The organism is Amycolatopsis sp. ATCC 39116 (assembly GCF_000231075.2).
GTDB lineage: Bacteria > Actinomycetota > Actinomycetes > Mycobacteriales > Pseudonocardiaceae > Amycolatopsis_E > Amycolatopsis_E tucumanensis.
Genome location: NZ_AFWY03000051.1, coordinates 1 through 21498, shown reverse-complemented (window position 1 = coordinate 21498; position 21498 = coordinate 1). Strand labels below are relative to the sequence as shown.

The window sequence follows — 21498 nt, the reverse complement described above, 5'->3', positions numbered from 1 at the left end:
GTCACATCACGGTTCGATCACCCCGGGTAGCGCACTGCCCCGAACGGACGATCACGCTGGTTGTGCGACTGATGATCGAGGTGGCCGTGCTGGTCCTGGCCGTGGCGACGGCGTTCTGGTTCGGCCGCCGGTCGGCCCGGCCCCGCCGCGGCGGTGGGCCGGCGCCCGCGTTCCGCCTCGAGGCCCAGCCGCAGCAGTGGTACCGCTTGACCAACACCGGCCCGGTCCTCGCCACCGGGGTCCGGGTCGACTTCGGCGACCGCTACGACCGCTCCCTCACCCGCCGCCTGCCCGACGCGCTCGACCTCGGGCCCGGCGAGTCCGTCACCTTCCTGATGCTGGGCACCTGGGCCACCCCGCGGCCGGCCGAACTGCGCGTGAGCTGCGCGGAACTGCCCAAGCCCGCCCTCGTTCCGGTGCCCGAAGGCGCCGAGCCGCTCGCGTCCTGACCCGCCGGTACTAGCTTGGTACCGAGGAGGCCGACGTGGAGTGCCTCCGGTCGCGAGGAGGGACATGGCTTCCGTTTCCCGGATCGGCCTGGTGGTGCACGGCGGCAAGGAGACCGCGCGGCGCACCGCGGGCGAGGTCCGCGCCTGGGCGGCCGCCCGCGGCATCCCGTGCACCGACATCGACGTGTGGGACGACTTCGACGGCCACCGCCTGCACGCCAAGGAGGAGGCCGAGCGCGCGGGCAACCCGGACCTGATCGTCACCGTCGGCGGCGACGGCACCTTCCTGCGCGGGGTGCGGGTCGCGGCGCCGGTCGGGTCGCTGGTGCTCGGCGTGAACGTGGGCCGCGTCGGGTTCCTCACCGAGGTCGCCACCGAGGACGTGGTCGCCGCGCTGGACGCGGTCAACGACGGCGCCTTCCAGGAGGACTCGCGGATGACGCTCACCATGTGCGCGTCGCGGCCGCTGAGCATCCCGAAGGGCATCGAGCCGATGCTGCGCTACGGCCGCGGTCCTGCGCTGCCGCCGCCCACCACCCGGCGGGCCCCGTCCGACGGCGACGGCATCCAGCTCGACGTGCTGGGGCTCAACGACATCGTGGTGGAGAAGCTGGCCCGCGACCGGCAGGCCAGCCTCGCGGTCTACGTCGACGGGCGGCAGTTCGCCGTCTACTCGACCGACGCGTTCGTCGTGGCGTCCTCGACCGGTTCGACCGCCTACAGCTTCTCCGCGGGCGGCCCGATCGTCTCGCCCGGCCTGGACGCGCTGGTGTTCACGCCGGTCGCGCCGCACATGGTCTTCAACCGCAGTGTGGTGCTGGCGCCGCAGCAGCGGGTCGGCATCCGGGTGCTGGAGCAGTCCGGGGAGGCCGCGGTGAGCGTCGACGGTCAGCTGCGGGGCGTGCTGGAGCCGGGCGACTGGATCACCGTGCAGGCGGCGAGCCGGCGCGCGCGGCTGGTCCGCCTCGACGAGCCGGACTTCCTGTGCCGGGTGCGCGACCGCTTCGGGCTGGCCGATTCGGTCGCCGCCCTCGCCGACGAACGGCCCCCGCGCTGATCGTCGTCCGTGGGAGCATGAGGTGTGCCTCGCCTCGACACCGCGATCCCGCTGATCGGCCGCGAACCCGAGCTGGACACCCTGCGTGCCGCGCTGGACCGGGCCCGGGCGGGCCAGGCGGGGGCGGTGCTCCTGGCCGGTGACGCCGGGGTCGGCAAGTCGCGGCTGCTCGGTGAGCTGGTCGCGGAAGCAGATGGGGTGACCGTGCTGTCCGGGCGTTGCCTCGACGTCGGCGAAGCGGGGTTGCCGTACCTGCCCTTCGCCGAGGCGCTGGGCGGGCAGCGGGAGGCGGCGCAACAGTGGCCGGTGCTCGGGCGTCTGCTGCCCGGTCTCGCCCAGCCGGAGCCCGCCGACCAGACGGTGGAACGGCTGCGGCTGTTCGACGCGGTGCACGCGCTGCTGGTGGACCTCGCCGCCCGTGGCCCGGTGCTGCTCGCGCTGGAGGACCTGCACTGGGCCGACGCCTCGACCAGGGACCTCGTGTTGTTCCTGCTGTCCCGGCTGGACACCCAGCGGCTGCTGGTGGTCGCCACCTACCGCACCGACGACCTGCACCGCCGCCACCCGCTGCGCCCGCTGCTGGCGGAGGTGTCCCGGCTGCCTTCGGTGGCGCGGATCGAGCTGGCCCCGCTCGACGCGGCCGACGCCGTCGCATTCGTTTCGGCGCTCGCCGAAGGCGCGTTGCCGGACACCACCGTGCGCACCGTCGCCGAACGCTCCGAGGGCAACCCGTTCTTCTGCGAGGAGCTGACGGCCGCGGTGCGTCGCGGCGCGAACCTGCCCGAGGGACTGGCCGAACTGCTGCTCGCCCGCGTGGAACGGCTCAGCCCCGAGGCGCAGCGCGTGGCCCGCGCGGTCTCCGGCGCGGCGCAGCTCGTCGCGCACGCCAGCCTGCGCACGGTCTGCGGGCTGGACGAGGACACCCTGGAGACCGCGTTGCGCGAGGCCGTCCTGCACAACGTCCTCGTCGCCGCGGAGGACGGCTACGCGTTCCGGCACGCGCTGCTGCGCGAAGCGGTCTACGACGACCTGCTGCCCGGGGAGCGGGTCCGCCTGCACGCCGCGTTCGCGCGCCTGGCCGCCGAGAACGGCACCGCGGCCGCTCTCGCGCACCACAGCTTCCGCAGCCACGACCTGCCGACCGCGCTCGCCGCGTCGGTGCGGGCCGCGGACCAGGCGGCCGGGATGCAGGCCCCGGGCGACGCGCTGCACCACCTCGAGCAGGCGCTGCAGCTGTGGGAGGCGGTGGACGAGCCGGAGCGGATCAGCGGACGGGACCAGCTGGCGCTGCTGCGCTCGGCGGCCGCGATGGCGTACGCGGCGGGCGAGGCCGACCGCGCCGTCACCTACGCCCGCTCCGCCGTGACCGAGGCGGACCTGCGCGACGACCCCGAGCTGGCCGCCGACACGCGGCACCAGCTCGCGATCGCGTTGATCCCGTTCGACCTGCACCGCGGCGAGGTGTCGAAGGCCGTCGCCGAGGCGTGGGAGCTGGTGCGCGACCGCCCGGCGAGCGTCGTGCGCGCCCGGGTCCTCGCGCTGCGGGCCCGCGCCTGGGTGTGGGGCGTGCCGGACGTCGACGTCGACGAGCTGCGCGGCCACGTGCAGCAGGCCATCGCCGACGCGGGCGCGGCCGGAGCGCCCGAGGTCGAGGTCGACGGGATGGTCACGCTCGCCGCGTTCGAGGACTGGCAGGGCAACGTCGAGCTGTCCACGCGCCTCGGTCTGGCCGCGGCGGACCGCGCGGCCGAGATCGGCGCGGTCCGGGTCGAGCTGCGGGCGCTGCACAACGTCACCTGCAACCTGCTGGTGAGCGGTGACCTGCCTGGCGCGGCGCGAATGGCCGCGCGGGTGTGGCAGCGCGCGGAACGGGCCGGGCTCGGCTGGAGCGACGTCGGCGTCGATGCGCGCACGAGCGAGCTGTTCGACCTGTACGTGCTCGGCGACTGGGACACCGCGCTGGACCGCGCGGCGGTGCCCGGAGCGCCGCGGTTCGCGCGGGCCCGCGTCGGGGCGTACTCCGCGCCGATCCTGGCCGCGCAGGGGCGGTTCGCCGAGGTCGAGGACCTCGCGGCGCGGCTGGCCGACCAGCGCGACGACGCGCGCACCGGCGTGCTTCTGGGGATCGCGCTGGCCGAGGCCGCGCAGTGGCAGGGCGACGCCGGGCGGGCCGTCGCGGAGGTCCGGGCCGTGATCGAGCAGCTGCGGGCGCTGACCCGGTCGAGCCTGGCCGACATGCGGTGGGCGGTCGTCACCGGGGTGTCCGCGCTGGCCGACCACGCCGAGGAAGTCCGGCGCCGCGGCGGGGACGCCGCCGAGCTGGTCGGCCAGGGCGAGGAGCTGGCCGCCTGCGGCGAGCTGGTGTCGCCGATGCAGGTCCGGCTGGAGGAACGCAGCCCGGACACGCGCGCGCCGACCGCGCGGCTCGCCGCGGAGCTGAACCGCTTGCGTGGCGCGGACGACCCGGCCGCGTGGGCGGTCGCGGTCGACGAGGCCGCGCCCCTGCCGTACTGGCAGCTGCTCGCCCGGTGGCGGTGGGCCGCGGCGCTGCTGGCCCACGGCGAGCGGGAAGCGGCGGCCGAGCAGGCCCGGTTGGTGCACGACGCCGCAGGCCAGCTGGGCGCGCAACCGCTGCGGTCCGCGGTGGCGGACCTGGCCCGGCGCGGCAGGCTGACGGCCGCGTCCGCGCCCGCCGACGACGTGCTGACCCCGCGCGAACGGGCCGTGCTGGAACTGGTCGCGGGCGGGCTGACCAACCGCCAGGTCGGCGAGCGCCTGTTCATCAGCGAGAAGACCGCGAGCGTGCACCTGTCGCGCGTGATGGCCAAGCTGGGCGCCGGGAGCCGCGCCGAGGCGGTTTCCCTGGCGCACCAGCGCGGCCTGCTCGGTTAGGGCTTGTCGCCGAGGGGGTTGAGGTTCTCCGGCTTCCCGCCTGCCGCGAAGAGCAGCAGGTCGGCCATCGTGAAGCTGCCCTGCCGCGCGCCGAGCGCGGGCTGCCGGCCCGGTTCGTTCAGGATCGAGTGGCGGCTCGCGCCCGCCGACCCCGTTCAGGCGCCCCTCGTGCACCTCGGCCTCCCGCAGGACGTAGAACCACAGCGGCGTGTCGGCGACCAGCTCGTCACGCAGTTCCGGGCTCAGCGTGGACAGGTCCGCACCACCCCGGCGCCGGTGAGGATCTGCTCGGCGGTCAGCGGGGTCGTCTCCAGGAACTCGGCCATCTGCTGCCCGGTGGCCGGCTCGACCATGTTCGCGCGGATCAGGTTGCGGTAGGCCAGGTTCCGCTGGATGTCGTCGCCGGCGAGCCCGCCCTCCCGGCCGCCGAGCGTGCCTGCCGGCAGGGTGTCCAGCGGGTTCGCCAGCAGCGTGTCGATGCGCCGCGCCGGGTTGAGCGGCACGCTCGTCGGGTTCGGCACGCCGTTCGGGCCGAAGTCGAACAACTGCCGCCAGTCCACGATCCAGTTGGTCGGCAGGCGCAGGAACGTGCCCGCGTCCGGGTCGTCGAGGTCGGCCGGGTCGTTGGTGGGGCTGAGGGTCCCGGCGGTGCCGCTGAAGGTGAACAGCTGGAACAGCGTCGCGATGCCCAGCGGGGAGCCGGCTTCGAAGATCCGGTTCCAGGAATAGGTTTCCCGCACCATGCTGTGCCCGAGGCGGAACGCCGCGACCGAGAACTCGATCGGCATGGTCGCCGGGCCGCCCGCGGTCTGCGGGTCGAAGTACTTGCGCCCGTCGGTGAACACGTCGTCGACGATCATCGGGTTCACGATCCGCGGCGGGTAGTCCTCGCGCAGCATCCACTGGTAGTGCCGCACCACTTCACCGCGGGCCTTTTCGAAAAGCAGCGCGCTCGGCACGGAATCCGCGGCGAAGTGGTCGATCACGCGGTTGTGGAAGTTGATGAACCTGGCGTGGATCTGCGCGACGGCGAGGTTTTCGTCGTTGCGGGTGTCCGGGATCAGCGCCTCCCGCTCCGCCGCTTTGGTCGGGCCGGTGCCGGCGCGGGGCACGTCGAACCCGGTGCGGTTGACGTTGGTGCCCGCGTCGATCGCCCGCGCGAGCAGCTGGAGCAACGCGTTGTCGATTTGCGGGCCCTTCTTGCCCAGCCGGGAAAGCGGAAACGGTCCACCGCGGCCGCGACGGGGCATACCTCCGAAGGGGCGAACGGGGAAAGTGGTGACCTAAGTCCCCACGAAGAGGTGTGGCCGACTGGCGGAAGCCCACGATCCGGCGCAGCATCGGGGCATGCCGCTGCCCGAGCCCGTCGCCCCCATGCTGGCCGTTCCCGGACCCGTGCGGGACAGCGAGGGCTGGGCGTTCGAGTGGAAGTACGACGGGGTGCGGTGCCAGGCCGCGGTGTCCGGCGGCGAGGTCCGGCTCTACTCGCGGCGGCTGCGTGACGTCACCGGCACCTATCCGGAGCTGGCCGTGCTCGGCCACGACCCGCGCACGCTGCTGATCGACGGCGAGGTCGTCGCGCTCGACGAGGACGGCAGGCCGGATTTCGGGCGCCTGCAACAGCGGATGAACCTGACCGTGCCCACCCCGGCGCGGCTGTCCTCGGTGCCCGTCGTGTTCTTCGCGTTCGACCTGCTGCGCGAGGGATCGCAGGACTGCACCGGCCTGCCCTACGAGGAACGCCGGGAACGGTTGCTGGGACTGGGCATCGACCGGCCGGAGGTGCGGGTGCGGCGGCACTTCCTGGCGTCCGACGTGGAGGGTGCGGAGTTGCTGAGCGCGGCGCGCGAGGTCGGCCTGGAGGGGCTGGTGTCGAAGCGGCTCGGCTCGGTCTACCAGCCCGGCGTGCGGTCGCCGGACTGGGTGAAGACGCCGCTGACCCGCACGCAGGAGGTGGTGATCGCGGGCTGGACCACCGGCGAGGGACGGCGCTCCGGCACGTTCGGCGCTCTGCTGCTCGGCCTGCACGACGAGACCGGACTGCGCTTCGCCGGGCACGTCGGCACCGGCTTCACCGACCGCATGCTCGACGACCTGCAGGCCCGCCTGCGCCCGCTGGCCCGCCGCACGAGCCCGTTCGACAGCCCGGTGCCCCGCGAGTATGCCCGCAACGCGCACTGGGTGGAGCCGGAACTGGTGGGCGAGGTGGAGTTCCGGCAGTGGACGTCGGACGGTCGGTTGCGGGCGCCGTCGTGGCGCGGGCTGCGGCCGGACCGGCGGCCGGAGGAGGTCACGCTCGCCTGATCAGCCTGGTGCGCACGGCGAGCCCGGCGCACGCGATCACCGCGAGGCCGCCGAGCACGGTCGGCCAGGTGATCGCCTCGCCGAGGAACAGCACCGCCCAGCAGATGGTCAGCACCGGCTGGACCAGCTGGATCTGGCTCACCCGCGCCATCGGGCCGATCGCGAGCCCCCGGTACCACGCGAAGAACCCGAGGAACATGCTCACCACGCCGAGGTAGGCGAACGCGGCCCAGTCCACGGCGGTGCCCGTCGGCGGGTGCTGCCACGCGGCGACGGCCGCGAGCGCGGTCATCAGCGGCGCGGACAACACGAGCGCCCACGAGATCGTCTGCCACGGGCCGAGTTCGCGGGCCAGCAGGCCACCCTCCGCGTAGCCGATCCCGGCGGCCAGCACCGCCCCGACGAGGAGCAGGTCCGACCACCGCGGGCCGGTGAAACCGCCCTGCAGGGACGCGAACGCCACCGCGGCGACCGCGCCGAGGGCGGCTGCCACCCAGAAGCGGGCCGCCGGCCGTTCGCGCCCGCGCAGCACGGCGATGACCGCGGTGGCGGCGGGCAGCAGCGCGATCACGACGGCGCTGTGACTGGCCGAGGCGGTGGTCAGCGCGAACGACGTCAGCACGGGGAACCCGACGACCACGCCCGCGGCGACGATCGCGAGGCGGAACCACTGCACGCCCCGCGGCAGGCGTTGCCGGGTGCAGGCGAGCGCGACCGCGGCGAGCAGCGCGGCGACGACCGCCCGCCCGCAACCGATGAACAGCGGCGACATGGCGCCGACGGCGACGCGGGTGAACGGGACGGTGAACGAGAACGCCGTGACTCCCAGCAGACCCCAGCCGAGACCGGCCCGCGCGGGCGGTAGCACCGGGCGCTCGGCGAGAGTAGCGCTACTATCCTGCCTCATGTCCGACGATAGCAGCTCTCGCATCGTGGCTGGGCTGCGCGAGTGGATCGCGACCGCCGAACCGGGCGCGAAGCTGCCGTCCACCCGCGCGCTCGTCGCCGAGTACGCGGCGAGCCCGGTGACCGTGCAGAAGGCGCTGCGGACCCTCGCGGCCCAGGGCGTCGTGGAGAGCAGGCCCGGTGTCGGCACCTTCGTGCGCGCGGTCCGAGTGGCGCGCGCGAACGACTACGGGTGGCAGACGGCGGCGCTCGGGTCGCCGCCGCACCGCGTGCCGCGGGTGTCGACCGCGCTGCGCACGGTGCCGAACGACGTGATCGCGTTGCACTCCGGCTACCCGGACCGGGAGCTGCTGCCCGAACGGCTGGTGCGGGCGGCGTTCGCCCGCGCCGCGCGGGGCGCTTCCGCGGTCAGCCGCCCGCCGGCCGCGGGGTTGCCGGAGCTGCAGGCGTGGTTCGCCGCGGAGCTGGGTCCGGCGGCGCCGGGCGACGTCGTCGTGTTCCCGGGCAGCCAGAGCGGGCTCAGCGCGGCGTTCCGGGGGCTCGTCGGGGCCGGCGCGCCGCTGGTGCTGGAGTCGCCGACGTACTGGGGCGCGATCCTCGCCGCCGCGCAGGCCGGGGTGCGGGTGGTGCCCGTGCCGAGCGGGCCGCACGGTCCGGACCCGGACGAGCTGGACCGCGCGTTCCGGCACACCGGGGCCAGGGCGTTCTACGCGCAGCCGAACTTCGCCAACCCGACCGGCGCCCGCTGGCCCGCCGAGCTGGGCGAGGAGGTCCTCGGCGTCGTCCGCGAGCACGGCGCGTTCCTGATCGAGGACGACTGGGCGCACGATTTCGGGATCGCGGCCGACGTGGTGCCGCTCGCCGCGCGGGACGACCGCGGGCACGTGGTGTACCTGCGGTCGCTGACGAAGAGCGTGTCCCCGGCGGTGCGGGTCGCCGGGATCATCGCGCGCGGCGCGGCCCGCGAGCGCATCCTCGCCAGCGCACAGGGCGAATCGATGTACGTCAGCGGGTTGCTGCAGGCGGTCGCGCTCGACGTCGTCACCCAGCCCGGGTGGCGCACGCACCTGCGCGGGGTGCGCCGCCAGCTGGCCGCGCGGCGCGACCTGCTCGCCGGCGCGCTGCGGGAGCACGTGCCGGCGGCACGCCTGGAAGGGTTGCCGCAGGGCGGGCTGAACCTGTGGGTGCGGTTGCCGGACGCCACCGATCCGGCGCGCCTGGTCCGCGACTGCGAGGCGGCCGGGGTGGTGGTGAACCCGGGCGGCGAATGGTTCCCGGCGGAGCCGCCCGGGGTGTACCTGCGGCTCAACTACTCGGGCCCGAATCCGGGCGCTTTTCCCGACGGCGCCCGGATCATCGGCGAGGCACTGGCCCGGCAAGGGCTTTAGGCATTCCGTCGATCGGACCCGCCTCGCGGTCTACTCTGGCGGGATGCTGCGGGTCTCCCTGCTGGGAGAGCAGGCAATTCTCGACGAAGCGAACGGTTCGGTGGTGACCCGTTCGCCGCGCACCGTCGCGCTCGTCGCCTACCTCGTCGTGCACGCGGGCGTGCCCCAGCCGCGGCAGCGCATCGCCGAACTGTTCTGGCCCGACTCGTCCGAACCGCAGGCGCTGACCAACCTCCGCCGCGAACTGCACCACCTGCGCCACACCCTCGGTCAGGACTGCCTGGTCGTCACCGCGAAGGATCTGTGCTGGCGCGACACCGCGGGCGTCCGCGTCGACGTGCGCGACTTCGAACTGGCCCGCGCGGCGGCCCAGACCGGCGACGGGGTGCTCGAACACGCACCGGCCGCGATCGCGCTCTACCACGGTGAATTCCTGCCCGGCATCAACGACGAATGGGTGATCGAGCCGCGTGCCGCGCTGGAATCGTCCTGCGTCCGGCTGTGCGATCTGCTGTGCCAGGCCAGGAAGAGCCGCGGCGACCTGCCCGGCGCCGCGGAGGCCGCCCGCAGGCGGATCCAGTTGCGCCCGCTGGAGGAACAGGGCTACCGCACGCTGATGGACCTGCAGGCCGCGATGGGGGACCGGGCCAGCGCGGTCAGCACCTACCACCACTGCGCGTCCACCCTGGAACGCGAACTCGGCGTCGTCCCGGACGAGACGACGCGCCGGGCCCTGCGCCGCCTGCTGGCCGGCGACGCGACGGGCCCGCGCCCCGGCACCACCGGGCTCGTCGGGCGCGGCCGGGAGATCGCACTCCTCTCGCGCGTGTGGCAGACCGCGGCGGCAGGACGCCCCGGGCTCGTGCTGGTCTGCGGCGGCGCGGGCGTCGGCAAGAGCAGGCTGGTCGCCGAAGTCGCCTCCGCCGCGCGGGCGCACGGCGCGATCGTGGCCACCTCCCAGTGCTTCGGCACGCCAGGACGGCTGCCGCTGGCGCCGGTCGCCGACTGGCTGCGTGCCCCCGCGGTGCGGGCCGCGACCGCGAACCTGGAACCGGTGTGGCGCGCCGAAGTGGACCGCCTCGTGCCCGCCGGCCGGTCGCGGAGCGACCCGGACACCGGCCCCCGCGCGATGGTGGACGCCTGGCAGCGGCACCGCTTCTTCGAGGGCCTGGCCAGAGCGCTCACCGGCACCGGCCGCCCGATGCTGCTGGTGCTGGACAACCTGCAGTGGTGCGACCAGGAAACCCTGGCGTTCCTCACGTTCTGCCTCGGCCTCGCCCCGGACGCGCCGGTCCTCGTCGCCGCGACCCTGCGCACCGACGGCGAGTGGCCGGAGCTCGCCGAGTGGACCACCCGCATGCGGGCCACCGGCCTGCTCACCGAGCTGACGCTGAACCCGTTGGAGATCACCGAATCCGCCCGGCTGGCCGAGCTGATCTCCGGGCAGCCGCTCGCCCCCGCGGACCGCGCGCTGCTGCAGGCCACCACCGGCGGGTTCCCGCTCTACGTCGTCGAAGCCGTGCGGGGCAAGGCACTGCCCGGCAGCGACCTCACCGACGTGCTGCGCAACCGGGTCGACCAAGCGAGCCCGGCCGCGCGCAAGATCGCCGGGCTCGCTGCCGCGGTCGGTAGGGACTTCACGCTCGCCCTGCTCACCGAGGCCAGCGACCTCGAACCGGACACGGTCGTGCAGGCCGTCGACGAGCTGTGGCGGCGTCGCATCATCCAGGAGATCGGCGGCGGCTACGACTTCAGCCACGACCTGCTCCGGGACACCGCCTACCGCCTGGTCAGCCCGCCCAACCGCTGGCTGCTGCACCGGCGCATCGCGCAGGCGCTGGAGCTGCTGCACGCCGGAGACACCGACCCGGTGTCCGGGCGTCTCGCGGAGCAGTACGCGCGGGGCGGCCGCCCGGACCGCGCGGTCGGCTACTACCGGCGCGCCGCGGCCTTCGCGTCCAGCACCTTCGCCCACGCCGAGGCGATCCGGCTGCACCAGGAGGCGCTGGACATCGTGCGGGCCCAGCCGGACAGCGCCGAGTCCGCCCGTCAGGAACTGGCGATACTGGAGACGATGGCGGCGCCGCTCAACGCCCGCCACGGGTACGCCTCGCCGCAGCTGCAGCAGGCCCTGGAGCGCACCATCGCCCTCGCCAAACGCCTGGGGCAGCAGGATTCGATGCTCACCGCGATGGTCGGGCTGTGGGCGTCCCGCTTCGTGCAGGGCCGCACCGCCGATGCCTACGAGGTCGCCACGAACGTGCTGGACCTCGTCGACCCGGACTCGGAACTGCGTGGCGCGGCGCACTTCGTGTACGGCGGGAGCGCGTGCAGCCTCGGGCGGCCCGCCGAGGCGCTGCAGCACTTCGACCTCGCCGTGAAACTGTCCCGCGGCGCCCCGTCGCTGACCGTCGGCACCCGCCCGGACGTGCACGCGACGGGGTGGGCCGCGCACCCGCACTGGCTGCTGGGCCACACCGGGGAGGCGCTGGCCGCCTGCCAGGACGCGATCGAGCTCGCCCGGTCGGCGGAGCACCCGTACAGCCTCGCCGTCGGGCTCGCCTACGCCGGGATCACCTACCAGATGTGCGGCGAGGTGGACCGGCTCGGCGACACCGTGCGCGAGCTGGGCGAGCTGTGCGACCGCTACGGCTTCGCCTACTACCGGGAGTGGGGCCTGGTGCTGGGCGGCTGGCGGACCGGCCGGCCCGAGGTCGCCCGGCGCGGCATCGACAACCTGCGCGCGGAGGGCTCGTTCGCGCGGATGCCGTACTGGCTCGCGCTGCTCGCCGACCTGTCCGGCCCGGACGCGGCCCGCGCGACCCTGGACGCGGCGATCGTCGCCGGGCAGGCCCGCGACGACGTGTGGTGGATGCCCGAGGTGATGCGCAAGCGCGCCGCCCTCGACGACCCGGGCACGGCGGTGTCCCGGCTGCGCTCCGCGGTGCGGCTGGCCAGGGCACAGGGCAGCCTCGCACTGGTGCGGCGGTGCGAGCACGACCTCGCCGTTCGGGCAGGCTCCGGCTGAGCCCGCGCGGGCGAACGCTGCGCGAACGCCCGGTCCCTAGCGTCGTGGCGACCCACCTGAGGAGGAACCATGACCACCATCGCCACCGCACCGTACGAGGAGCTGGCCGCCACCCTGCGCGGCGACCTCGTGCTCCCGTCCGACCCCGGGTACGACGCGGCCCGCGCCGTGTACAACGGGTCCATCGACCGGCGGCCGTCCGCCATCGTCCGGGTGCGCGACACCGCGGACGTGGTCGCCTGCGTGAAGTTCGCGCGGGCGCACGACATCACGATCGCCGTGCGCGGCGGCGGCCACAACGCCGGCGGGCTCGGCGTCGCCGACGACGCCCTGGTGATCGACTTCGCGTTGCTGCACAGCACCACCGTCGACCCCGAGCACCACACCGTCCGCGTCGACGCGGGGTGCACGTGGGCCGACGTCGACCACGCCACCGTCCCGTTCGGAATGGCTGTGCCGTGCGGGTTCCTCGGCTCCACCGGTGTGGCGGGGCTGACGCTCGGCGGCGGGGTCGGCTACTTGGCCCGGAAGTTCGGGCTCACCGTCGACAACCTGCTCTCGGCCGACGTCGTGCTCGCCGACGGCACCCTGGTGATCGCCAGCGAGACGTCCCACCCGGACCTGTTCTGGGCGCTGCGCGGCGGCGGCGGGAACTTCGGCGTGGTCACCTCGTTCACGTTCCGCGCCCACGACATCGGCGAGCACGGCGTCATCATCGGCGGGCCGGTGCTGTACGACCTGGCGGACACCCCGGACGTGATGCGCTGGTACCGCGAGCTGCTGCCGTCGCTGCCGGAGGAGCTGTCCGGCTGGTTCGGGCTGCTGACCATCCCGCCGGCACCGCCGTTCCCCGAACAGCTGTGGGGACGCAAGGCGTGCGGGATCGTCTGGTGCTACACCGGGCCGCACGACCGCGCGGACGAGGTGCTGGAGCCGGTGAAGACCTACGGTTCGCCGCTGGTGATGGGCCTGCACGAGATGCCGCACAACGTCCTGCAGACCGCGTTCGACGCCCTGTACCCGGCCGGTCTGCAGTGGTACTGGAAGGCGGATTTCTTCACCGAGATCACCGACGAGGCGATCGACGTCCACGTCCGGTACGGGCAGACGATGCCGACGCCGTTCTCGACGATGCACCTGTACCCGATCGACGGCGCCGCGGCGCGCGTCCCCGCCGACGCGACCGCCTTCGGTCACCGCGACGGCGGCTGGGCCGGCGTGATCGTCGGGGTGTCGCCGGAGCCGGCCGACGTGGACGTGATGACCCGCTGGGCCAAGGACTACTGGTCGGACCTGCACCCGACGTCCGCGGGCGGGGCGTACATCAACTTCATGATGGACGACGAGGGACAGGAACGCGTGCGCGCGTCCTACCGGGACAACTACGACCGGCTGGCGCGGGTGAAGGCCAAGTACGACCCGGAGAACGTGTTCCACGTCAACCAGAACATCCGGCCCGCGCGATGATGGGTGCGTGCGGAACGACTGGGTGAGCGCGGTACGGGCGCTCGGTGGCGACGGCGGTGTGGCGGCGGACGCGGCGGCGGACTTGGCCGCCCGGTACGCGGAGCCGCACCGCCGTTACCACGACACGGCGCACGTGCTCGCGGTGCTGCGGGATTCGGCGGCCCTGGCGGCGGACCTGGGGTTGCCGCCGGAAGAACGCGCGGTGCTCGCGCTGGCCGCCGCCGCACACGACGTCGTGTACGACGGACGGCCCGGTGACGACGAGCGGCGCAGCGCCGAGTGGGCGGTGTCGTGGCTGCGCCGGGCGGGGGCGCGGCCGGAGCACGTGACCCGGGTCGAGGAGCTGGTGCTGGCCACGCTCACGCACGCCGCGCCGGACGGGGACGCGACCGCGCAGGCGCTGCTCGACGCAGACCTCGCGATCCTCGGCGCGGACGAGGTCGCCTACGACCGCTACCGCAGTGCGGTGCGCGCCGAATACGCCCCGATCTCGGACGAGCTGTGGCGCGCCGGCCGGTCGGCCGTGCTGTCGGACCTGCTGGCGCGGGACCCGCTGTACGCCACGGCGGCCGCGCGGTCGCGGTGGGAGGCCGCGGCGAAGGCGAACCTGGCGCGGGAGCTGGCCGCGCTCAGAACGCGTTGATGCCGGTCAGCTCCGCCGACAGCGCCCAGAGCCGCTCTGCCTCCGCGGGGTCCACCGCGTAGTCGCGGACCCCGGCGATCATCTCCGTGCTGTCCGTCGGCTCGGCGATGTCGCAGTCCTCGCAGTAGAGGCCGCCGAGGCCGTCGAGCTGTGGTGAGGTGGCGGCCCAGACCTGGGTGGCCGCGCCCTGCTCGGGCGTTTTGAAGCTGGGGTCGGCGGGGTTGCCGTGCTCGTCGATCCAGCCCGCCGCCACCATGTCCGCGGTGTCGAGGTGCCGTTGCAGTGGCGTCAGGATCGCGCCGGGGTGCAGGGAGAACGCGCGGGCGCGCTCCCGGCCGAGGACGTCCAGCTGCAACGCGAAGAGCGCGTTGGCGGTTTTGGACTGGGCGTAGGCGAGCCAGCGGTCGTAGCCGGTGTCGAAGTGGATGTCGTGCCAGCGGATGGGGGACAGCTGGTGCCCGGCCGAGGAGACCACCACGACGCGCGCGCCCGGTGCCAGGGCCGGCCAGAGGAGGTTGACCAGCGCGAAGTGCCCGAGGTGGTTGACGGCGAAGTGCGACTCCCAGCCGGGCCCGACGCGGGTTTCCGGGGCGGCCATGATGCCCGCGCCCGCGATGAGGATGTCGATGCGGCGGCCGGAGGCGAGGAACCGCTCGGCGAACCGGCGCACGCTGCCCAGGTCGGCGAGATCGAGTTCGTCCACTTCGGCCGCTTCGCGCGCGGCTTCCGGTCGGCGCGCGGGAACCACGACGTGCGCGCCGGCCTGGGTGAGCGCGCGGGTGGCGGCCAGGCCGATGCCCGAGTAGCCGCCGGTGACGATCGCGAGCCTGCCGGTCAGGTCGACGCCGGCGAGGACGTCGGCCGCGGTGGTGCGGGCGCCGAAGCCGGTGCCCAGTGGTTTCTGGATCATGGCCGCGACGCTAGGAGTTAGAGCGGCGTCTAGGTCAAGTTAGGCTGGTCCGGTGGACTTGAGCATCGGCGAGGTCGCGCGGCGCACCGGGCTGAGCGTGCACACGTTGCGGCTCTACGAGCGGGAGGGCCTGCTGGCGAGCCCGGTGGCCCGGAACGCGAGCGGCAGGCGCGTCTACCGCGAGGCGGACGTCGAGTGGCTGCGGTACTGCACGAGGTTCCGCGCGTCGGGGATGCCGCTGGAGGAGATCCGCCGGTTCGCCGCACTGGTGCGGCAGGGGAGGGGCAACGAACTCGAGAGGCTGGCGCTGCTGCGCGAGCACGAGGAGCGGGTGCGGGAGCGGATCGCGGAGCTGCAGGAGAGCCTCGCGGTGATCCGGCACAAGGTGGCGGTGTACGAGGAGCACGTGGCGAACGGCCGGGCCGCGGGATTGTGGGAACCGGCGGGGTCCACTGTGGAGTGAAGTGGGGAGGGGCCGGGATCGGCGCCGCTGAGGCCGGTTCCGCGGAGCGCACGCTCATCGGCCGCTGGCTGCTGCGGCCGATGGCCGCTACTCGCCTCGACAGTGCGCCCGGCCGCTGGCCGCGACGGCGCTGACCGGCGCCCCGACCTCTGACCGCCACCGCACCTGACCCGCCGCTGCCCCGCCGCCGCGCTTGCCCCGCCGCCCACCCGCCACATGACCGCCGCGGCTGCTGCGCGCCACCTCCGCCGAGCGCCACGACCGGAACACGCCAGCGCACCCCTCCCACCCCCGGCACCCTCGAACCGTGCCCTACACCCTCCTCGGCGCCGACGGGCGCCCCTACCGCAGCACCGACCCCGGCACCCTGGGCGGCCACCGGTGGTTGCGGATCTACGGCCTGCTCACCTGCCCGTCCGCCCGGCGCGCCCTGGCGCGCGGCCACTACGCCCGGCACCGCGTCTTCTTCGCCGACGAGCCGACGGCGATCGCCGCCGGGTACCGGCCCTGCGCGGTCTGCCTGCCGGACCGGTACCGGCACTGGCGAACCTCCCCTAGCGTCGAGGCATGGCGAACCGCTTCTTCGCGTGGTTGTTCAAGCGCATCGGCGCCCGCAACGAGGCCCGGGGCGGCGCCGCGCTCCGGCGGGAGCTCCTCGCGGGCGCACGGGGGCGCGTGCTCGAAGTCGGGGCGGGCACCGGGCTGAACTTCCCCCATTACCCGCCCGGTGTGGACCTCACGGCCGTCGAGCCGGAGCCCGCCCTGCGGGCCGAGGCGGCGAAGTCGGGCGTCCCCGTCCTGGACGCGCGCGCCGACCGCCTGCCGCTGCCGGACGGGTCCGTCGACGAGGTCGTGGTCAGCGGCGTGTTGTGCTCGGTCCCCGACCAGGCCGCCGCGCTCGCCGAGTTCCGGCGCGTGCTCCGGCCCGGCGGGCGGCTGCGGTTCTACGAGCACGTCCGCGCCCGGTCGCCGCTGCGTGCGCGGTGGCAGGACCTCGCCGCACTGGTCTGGCCACGGCTCATGGGCGGGTGCCTGCCCAACCGCGACACCCGTACCGCGATCGAGGCCGCCGGGTTCGTTGTGTCACACTGCAGGGAATTGATCTTCCCGCCCGGCGCCAAGGTGTCCGTCGTCGCACCTCGCATAGTGGGAATCGCGCAAAAGGGACCGAACCAGCCGTAACACCAGCCACTCCAGCAACTCCGGTCCCAGAACGAGGGTGCGCCGCGTGAGTCACACCCGGGGTGTGGTTAGTCTTCGCCAGCGAATGTCGTCGAGACCGTCCCGGGGGGTCAGGTGCGCAGGACCAGTTCCCGGCCGTGGCAGCGCCGGCCACCGAGCCCGCAGCCGCCGCCGAGCAAGCCGCAGCCGATGCCAGGCCGCATCAGCCGCTGAGGCGCGGCCGTCCACAGTGGAGTGACGTCCGAAATGGACATCAAGGCTTCTTCCGCCGGTCACCCGCACCCCGGCTAGGCTGGGCGCATGCGCTTCGGATTGTTCATCCCCCAGGGCTGGCGGCTCGACCTGACCGGTATCGAGCCCGCCGGGCAGTGGCAGACCATGCTGGACATCGCCCGGTACGCCGAGAACGGGCCGTACGAGTCGGTGTGGGTGTACGACCACTTCCACACCGTCCCGGCTCCGCTGGCGGAGGCCACGCACGAGGCGTGGTCGCTCATGGCCGCCCTCGGCGCGACCACGAGCCGCGTCCGCCTCGGCCAGATGTGCACGTGCATGAGCTACCGCAACCCGGCCTACCTGGCGAAGGTCGCGGCGACCACGGACGTCATCTCGGGCGGCCGCGTCGAGATGGGCATCGGCGCGGGCTGGTACGAGCACGAGTGGCGGGCCTACGGCTACGGCTTCCCGTCCGCGGGCGAGCGGCTCGGCATGCTCGACGAGGGCGTGCAGATCATGCGCCAGCTGTGGAGCGAGGGCAAGGCGACGCTGGACGGCAAGCACTACCAGGTCGACGGCGCGCTGTCGTACCCGCTGCCGCTGCAGGAGGGCGGCATTCCGCTGTGGATCGCCGGCGGCGGTGAGAAGAAGACGCTGCGCATCGCCGCCCGGTACGCCCGGTACACGAACTTCGCCGGTGGCGCCGAGGACTTCAAGCACAAGTCCGAGGTCCTCGCCGCGCACTGCCAGGACGTGGGCACCGACTTCGACGCGATCGTCCGCTCGGCCAACTACAACGTCGTCATCGGCGAGACCGATAAGGACGTGGCCGACCGCCTGGCGTGGATCCGCTCGCACTACGAGCCGCACCTGTCCGCCGACCTGCTCGAGAGCACCGTGAACTCGTTCGCGAACGGGCCGCTGGTCGGCACTCCCGAGCAGATCGCCGAGCGGCTCACCGAGCTGCGCGGCCTCGGCATGACCTACGCGATCACCTACTTCGCCGACATCGCCTACGACCGCGCGTCGGTGGAGCTGTTCACGAACAAGGTCATCCCCGAGCTGGCCTGACCGCGAACTCGTCGAGGGCGGCGCGCCACGCCGCCCGCATCGCGTCGCTGCCGGTGTGGCCGGAGTCGTCGATCACGATCAGTTCGGCGTCCGGCCACACCCGGGTCAGCTCCCACGCGGTCTCCACCGGGCTGCTGATGTCGAGCCGGCCGTGGATGAGCTTCCCGGGGATCCCCTTCAGCCGGTGGGCTTCCCGGATCAGCACGCCCTCCTCCAGCCAGGCGGCGTTGGAGAAGTAGTGCGCGCAGATCCGGGTCATCGCGAGCAGGTCGCGGGACGGCCGGTCGCTGTAGGAGTTCGGCACCCCCTTGGGTTCGAGCGAGACCGCCGCGTCCTCCCAGGCGCTCCAGTCCCGGGCGGCCTTTTCCCGGACGGCGGGGTCCGGATCCGCCATCAGGCGCGCGTAGGCGGCGAGGACGTCGAACGTGTCGCCCTCGACGTCGCCGGCGCCGGCCCGGAACCGCTCCAGCTCCGCCGGGAAGAACCGGCCGACCCCGTTGTACAGCCAGTCGATCTCGCGGCGCCGGGTGGTCGTCACGCCGGCGATCACGATCTCGCTGACCCGCTCCGGGTGCCGCTCCGCGTAGGCGAGTTGCAGCGTGGAGCCCCAGGACCCCCCGAAGAGCAGCCACTGCTCGATCCCGAGGTGCTCGCGCAGCCGTTCCATGTCCGCGATGAGGTGCTCGGTCGTGTTGTGGCTCAGGTCGGTCGCCGGGTCGCTCGCGTGCGGCGTGCTGCGGCCGCAGTTGCGCTGGCTGAACATGATGAGCCGGTAGCGCTCCGGGTCGAAGTAGCCGCGTGAATTGGTCCAGGCGCCGGAGCCGGGCCCGCCGTGGACGAACACCGCGGGCTTGCCGCCGGGGTTTCCGCACTCGGTCCAGTGGATCCGGTTGTCGTCGCCGACGTCCAACATCCCTTCGGCGTAGGGCTCGGCGACGGGGTGGAGCTGGGTCATGGTCCCTCCAGATGCAACAGTGCTGTTATATTAGCGCTGTGACAATCCTTGGCGCCGAACTGCTCGCCACCCGGCTGCGGCACCTGCTGGAACTGCTGGACGGCGACGTCGCCGCCATCTACGCCGACCTCGGCCTGTCCTGGTTCCGGCCGCGCTTCACGCCGGTGGTGCGGGCGCTCGCCGCCGGCGGCCCGCAGCCCATCCGGGATCTCGCCGCCGCCATCGGAGTCACCCACTCGGCGGCGAGCCAGACCGTCGCGCAGATGGTCAAGGCGGAGCTGGTGACGCTCAGCCCGGGCGCCGACGCTCGTCACCGCATCGTCCACCTGACACCCAGGGCGGAGGAGTTGCTGCCGGTCCTGGACGCGGAGTGGGCGGCGACCACCGCCGCGGCGAAACGTTTCGAAGACGAGCTGGCCTACCCGCTGAGCAAGCTCGTCGACGAGGCCATCGAGGCCTTGCGGGAACGGCCGATGCGGCAGCGGATCGCCGACGCCGCACCGGATCTGAGCCGTTGACGGCGAGCAGGTTTCGCGTTCCCTTGTCCGGGGTACAACGACGCTCCACGCCCGTTGAAGGAACAGCGGAGGACCGTCTTGCCGGACTCAGCCCAGATCTGTGACAGAACCAGCGGCGTGCCCCTGTTGGGCGCGCCCCACCTCGCCGGGCTCCGGCGCCATCTGCGCGCGCTCCTCGACGAGGAGAGCGAAGAGGCGAACGACCGCGCTCTCCTGGTGGTCGACACCCTCGCCAGCCTCGCCTGCCGGCACGCCCACGCGCCGTTCACCGTCCGCCTCCGGCACACCGAGGGCAGCAGCCTGCGCGCCGAGATCCGCGAGCTGCGCTGCCGCACCCTGCCCGGCCACGCGGCGCTGCGGCTTCCGCTGCACATCCTCGACCGGCTCGCCCGCACCTGGTGCGTCGACCTGCAGGAGCACCACGGCGTGCTGACCGCCGAGGTCGACCTGGCCGGCTGAAAACCGGTTGCGCCACGGTGCGGCGGGCCGGAGGCTGCCGCACGTGACCGAAGCGTTCTTCGCGTTGTTCCACGGCCTGCCGCGGCAGGGTCCGGGATCCGACGCCACCACACTCCGCCTCCTCGAACTCGCCCGCCCGCTGCCCGAGCGGCCGCGGGTGCTGGACCTCGGGTGCGGCCCGGGCCGGTCGGCGCTGCTGCTGGCCAAGGCCGGCGCGCGGGTGACCGGCCTGGACACCCACCAGCCCTTCCTCGACGACCTCGCCGAGGCGGCCGAGGGGCTCGACGTCGACACCGTCAACGCGTCGATGGCCGACCCCCCGTTCCCGGACGGTGAATTCGACCTGCTGTGGGCCGAAAGCTCGGTCTTCGTGCTCGGTTTCGACACCGCGCTGCGCACGTGGAAGAGGCTGCTCAAGCCCGGTGGCGCGCTCGTGCTCACCGAATGCGAATGGTCCACCGGCACGCCGTCCGCGGCCGCGCAGGAGTTCTGGGACGCGCAGTATCCACTGAGGACGACCGAGGAGAACTCCGCCGCCGCGGTGGCCGCGGGTTACCGGGTGGAGGCGGTGCTGCCGCAGCCGGACAGCGACTGGTTCGACGAGTTCTACGACCACCTGGCCGCCCGGGCCGACGCCGCCGCCGGTGATCCCGCGATGGCCGAGGCCGTCGCCGCGGCGCGCCGGGAGATCGCGATGCGCCGCGAGCACGGCTCGGAGTACCAGTACACCGGCTACGTTCTCCGTACATACCAGTAGGTACAGTGCGGGGATGTATGCGAAGCAGTACGAGATCGCCCTGCCCGCCGGCTACGACATGGGCATCATCCGCAGGCGGGTCGCCGAGCGGGGGCACGCGCTGGACGACCGCGCCGGCCTCGGCCTGAAGGCGTACCTCATGCGGGAGAGCCCGAACCAGTACGCGCCGTTCTACCTGTGGCGGGACCCCGGGCGGATGGCCGAGTTCCTGGTGGGCGGCGGCGGTTTCGAGAACATCGTGCGGGACTTCGGCCGCCCGGTGGTGCGGCACTGGACCGGGCTGGCCTTCCAGCCCGGTCCAGCGCGCGACCGCACACCTCGGCACGCGTCCCGCCTTGTCACCCCGGTGGGCGAGAACCCCGCCGAGGCGGTCGAGGAGGCACTCGCCGGGCTGACCGCGACCGCCCGGGAGCCCGGGGTGCACAGCGCGGCCCTCGCGCTGGACCCGCACCACTGGCAGCTGGTGCGGTTCGTGCTCGGCGAGCACGACGGCGAGGCGACCGAGCGGTACGAGGTGCTGCACCTCTCCGCGCCGGAACTGGCCGCGCTGCGCGTTGGGCGGCAGTGGTAGGTCAGGCGGCGACTTCGGTGAGGAGGCCGAGGCCGGATGGCCAGTCGCCGAGGCCGCTGCCGGAGTTGAGGTGGCCGTGCCCGGCCAGCAGGCGCCACGGGACTCGCCAGGCGTCGGCGAGCGCGGCTGAGGCCGCCGGTTCGCAGTAGGGGTCGTCGTCGCTCGCGACCACCAGGCCGGGGCACGAAAGCGGCCGGGCCCGCAGGTTCGCGAACGTCGGCGCGGCCTGGCGCGGGAACGCCGGCCCCCGCGGGTCGGGCGG

22 protein-coding genes are annotated in these 21498 nt (G+C 73.7%); 16 read left to right on the top strand and 6 right to left on the bottom strand.

Annotation, left to right across the window (positions count from 1 at the left end; all coding sequences use genetic code 11):
- The first annotated feature begins 71 nt into the window (after positions 1 to 71).
- The 3 genes from AMY39116_RS0333745 (at position 72) to AMY39116_RS0333735 (ending at position 4398) form a co-directional block, all read left to right on the top strand.
- On the top strand, positions 72 to 449 hold the full coding sequence (locus AMY39116_RS0333745) for a hypothetical protein (RefSeq protein WP_020422009.1): 378 nt from the start codon (positions 72 to 74) through the stop codon (positions 447 to 449).
- Positions 450 to 513: 64 nt separating this feature from the next.
- Complete coding sequence (locus AMY39116_RS0333740; RefSeq protein ID WP_020422008.1) at positions 514 to 1506, top strand: NAD(+)/NADH kinase; 993 nt, start codon at positions 514 to 516, stop codon at positions 1504 to 1506.
- A 24-nt stretch (positions 1507 to 1530) separates the two neighbouring features.
- Positions 1531 to 4398: a helix-turn-helix transcriptional regulator gene (locus AMY39116_RS0333735; protein WP_020422007.1), complete on the top strand. Its 2868-nt coding sequence runs from the start codon at positions 1531 to 1533 to the stop codon at positions 4396 to 4398.
- Positions 4399 to 4640: 242 nt separating this feature from the next.
- On the opposite strand, the gene AMY39116_RS44075 is transcribed toward AMY39116_RS0333735, so the two are convergent.
- A complete protein-coding gene (locus AMY39116_RS44075; protein ID WP_020422006.1) occupies positions 4641 to 5648 on the bottom strand; it encodes a peroxidase family protein in 1008 nt (335 codons plus the stop codon).
- Between the two features lie 97 nt (positions 5649 to 5745).
- Between AMY39116_RS44075 and ligD the strand changes: the two genes are divergently transcribed.
- Positions 5746 to 6702, top strand: coding sequence for a non-homologous end-joining DNA ligase (gene ligD / locus AMY39116_RS0333725; RefSeq protein ID WP_020422005.1), 957 nt, complete (start codon positions 5746 to 5748; stop codon positions 6700 to 6702).
- Here ligD and AMY39116_RS0333720 read toward each other — a convergent pair.
- Positions 6689 to 7609, bottom strand: coding sequence for a DMT family transporter (locus AMY39116_RS0333720; RefSeq protein ID WP_051123652.1), 921 nt, complete (start codon positions 7607 to 7609; stop codon positions 6689 to 6691). The two genes, ligD and AMY39116_RS0333720, sit on opposite strands and share 14 nt — an antisense overlap.
- Here AMY39116_RS0333720 and AMY39116_RS0333715 point away from each other — a divergent pair.
- The 4 genes from AMY39116_RS0333715 to AMY39116_RS0333700 all read left to right on the top strand — a co-directional run bounded on the left by AMY39116_RS0333715 (position 7608) and on the right by AMY39116_RS0333700 (position 14134).
- Positions 7608 to 8996 (top strand): PLP-dependent aminotransferase family protein, encoded by a 1389-nt coding sequence (locus tag AMY39116_RS0333715; RefSeq protein WP_027936453.1) that lies wholly within the window; start codon positions 7608 to 7610, stop codon positions 8994 to 8996. The genes AMY39116_RS0333720 and AMY39116_RS0333715 overlap by 2 nt on opposite strands.
- Before the next feature lie 43 nt (positions 8997 to 9039).
- Entirely contained in the window at positions 9040 to 12024 is a 2985-nt protein-coding gene (locus tag AMY39116_RS0333710) for an AAA family ATPase (protein ID WP_020422002.1), read from the top strand.
- Between the two features lie 69 nt (positions 12025 to 12093).
- Positions 12094 to 13491: an FAD-binding oxidoreductase gene (locus AMY39116_RS0333705; protein ID WP_020422001.1), complete on the top strand. Its 1398-nt coding sequence runs from the start codon at positions 12094 to 12096 to the stop codon at positions 13489 to 13491.
- Between the two features lie 7 nt (positions 13492 to 13498).
- Positions 13499 to 14134, top strand: coding sequence for an HD domain-containing protein (locus AMY39116_RS0333700; RefSeq protein WP_020422000.1), 636 nt, complete (start codon positions 13499 to 13501; stop codon positions 14132 to 14134).
- On the opposite strand, the gene AMY39116_RS0333695 is transcribed toward AMY39116_RS0333700, so the two are convergent.
- Positions 14121 to 15044, bottom strand: a complete 924-nt coding sequence (locus AMY39116_RS0333695) for an SDR family NAD(P)-dependent oxidoreductase (RefSeq protein ID WP_020421999.1) — start codon at positions 15042 to 15044, stop codon at positions 14121 to 14123. The genes AMY39116_RS0333700 and AMY39116_RS0333695 overlap by 14 nt on opposite strands.
- A gap of 52 nt (positions 15045 to 15096) precedes the next feature.
- On the opposite strand from AMY39116_RS0333695, the gene AMY39116_RS0333690 reads away from it, so the two are divergent.
- From AMY39116_RS0333690 to AMY39116_RS0333685, 3 genes are all read left to right on the top strand, one after another.
- Positions 15097 to 15507 (top strand): MerR family transcriptional regulator, encoded by a 411-nt coding sequence (locus tag AMY39116_RS0333690; protein ID WP_020421998.1) that lies wholly within the window; start codon positions 15097 to 15099, stop codon positions 15505 to 15507.
- Positions 15508 to 15814: 307 nt separating this feature from the next.
- Positions 15815 to 16213 carry an Ada metal-binding domain-containing protein gene (locus tag AMY39116_RS48190; RefSeq protein ID WP_202961476.1) on the top strand — a complete coding sequence of 133 codons (399 nt, stop codon included), beginning with the start codon at positions 15815 to 15817 and terminating at the stop codon, positions 16211 to 16213.
- Positions 16099 to 16689: a class I SAM-dependent methyltransferase gene (locus AMY39116_RS0333685; RefSeq protein ID WP_369794385.1), complete on the top strand. Its 591-nt coding sequence runs from the start codon at positions 16099 to 16101 to the stop codon at positions 16687 to 16689. The genes AMY39116_RS48190 and AMY39116_RS0333685 overlap by 115 nt, the downstream gene beginning before the upstream one ends.
- A 110-nt stretch (positions 16690 to 16799) precedes the next feature.
- On the opposite strand, the gene AMY39116_RS46420 is transcribed toward AMY39116_RS0333685, so the two are convergent.
- Entirely contained in the window at positions 16800 to 16943 is a 144-nt protein-coding gene (locus AMY39116_RS46420; protein WP_157358782.1) for a hypothetical protein, read from the bottom strand.
- A 46-nt stretch (positions 16944 to 16989) separates the two neighbouring features.
- On the opposite strand from AMY39116_RS46420, the gene AMY39116_RS0333680 reads away from it, so the two are divergent.
- Positions 16990 to 17976 (top strand): LLM class F420-dependent oxidoreductase, encoded by a 987-nt coding sequence (locus AMY39116_RS0333680; protein ID WP_020421996.1) that lies wholly within the window; start codon positions 16990 to 16992, stop codon positions 17974 to 17976.
- Here AMY39116_RS0333680 and pip read toward each other — a convergent pair.
- Entirely contained in the window at positions 17957 to 18931 is a 975-nt protein-coding gene (gene pip, locus AMY39116_RS0333675; RefSeq protein WP_020421995.1) for a prolyl aminopeptidase, read from the bottom strand. The two genes, AMY39116_RS0333680 and pip, sit on opposite strands and share 20 nt — an antisense overlap.
- A 38-nt stretch (positions 18932 to 18969) precedes the next feature.
- Between pip and AMY39116_RS0333670 the strand changes: the two genes are divergently transcribed.
- The 4 genes from AMY39116_RS0333670 to AMY39116_RS0333655 all read left to right on the top strand — a co-directional run bounded on the left by AMY39116_RS0333670 (position 18970) and on the right by AMY39116_RS0333655 (position 21236).
- Entirely contained in the window at positions 18970 to 19449 is a 480-nt protein-coding gene (locus tag AMY39116_RS0333670) for a MarR family winged helix-turn-helix transcriptional regulator (protein WP_020421994.1), read from the top strand.
- 117 nt (positions 19450 to 19566) lie between these two features.
- Positions 19567 to 19908, top strand: coding sequence for a hypothetical protein (locus AMY39116_RS0333665; RefSeq protein ID WP_020421993.1), 342 nt, complete (start codon positions 19567 to 19569; stop codon positions 19906 to 19908).
- Positions 19909 to 19951: 43 nt separating this feature from the next.
- Entirely contained in the window at positions 19952 to 20665 is a 714-nt protein-coding gene (locus tag AMY39116_RS0333660) for a class I SAM-dependent methyltransferase (protein WP_020421992.1), read from the top strand.
- A 13-nt stretch (positions 20666 to 20678) separates the two neighbouring features.
- A complete protein-coding gene (locus AMY39116_RS0333655; RefSeq protein WP_020421991.1) occupies positions 20679 to 21236 on the top strand; it encodes a DUF4865 family protein in 558 nt (185 codons plus the stop codon).
- Between the two features lies 1 nt (position 21237).
- Here AMY39116_RS0333655 and AMY39116_RS44070 read toward each other — a convergent pair.
- Positions 21238 to 21498 (bottom strand): alpha/beta hydrolase (locus AMY39116_RS44070; RefSeq protein WP_020421990.1); only part of this gene is annotated, 261 nt, incomplete at its 5' end.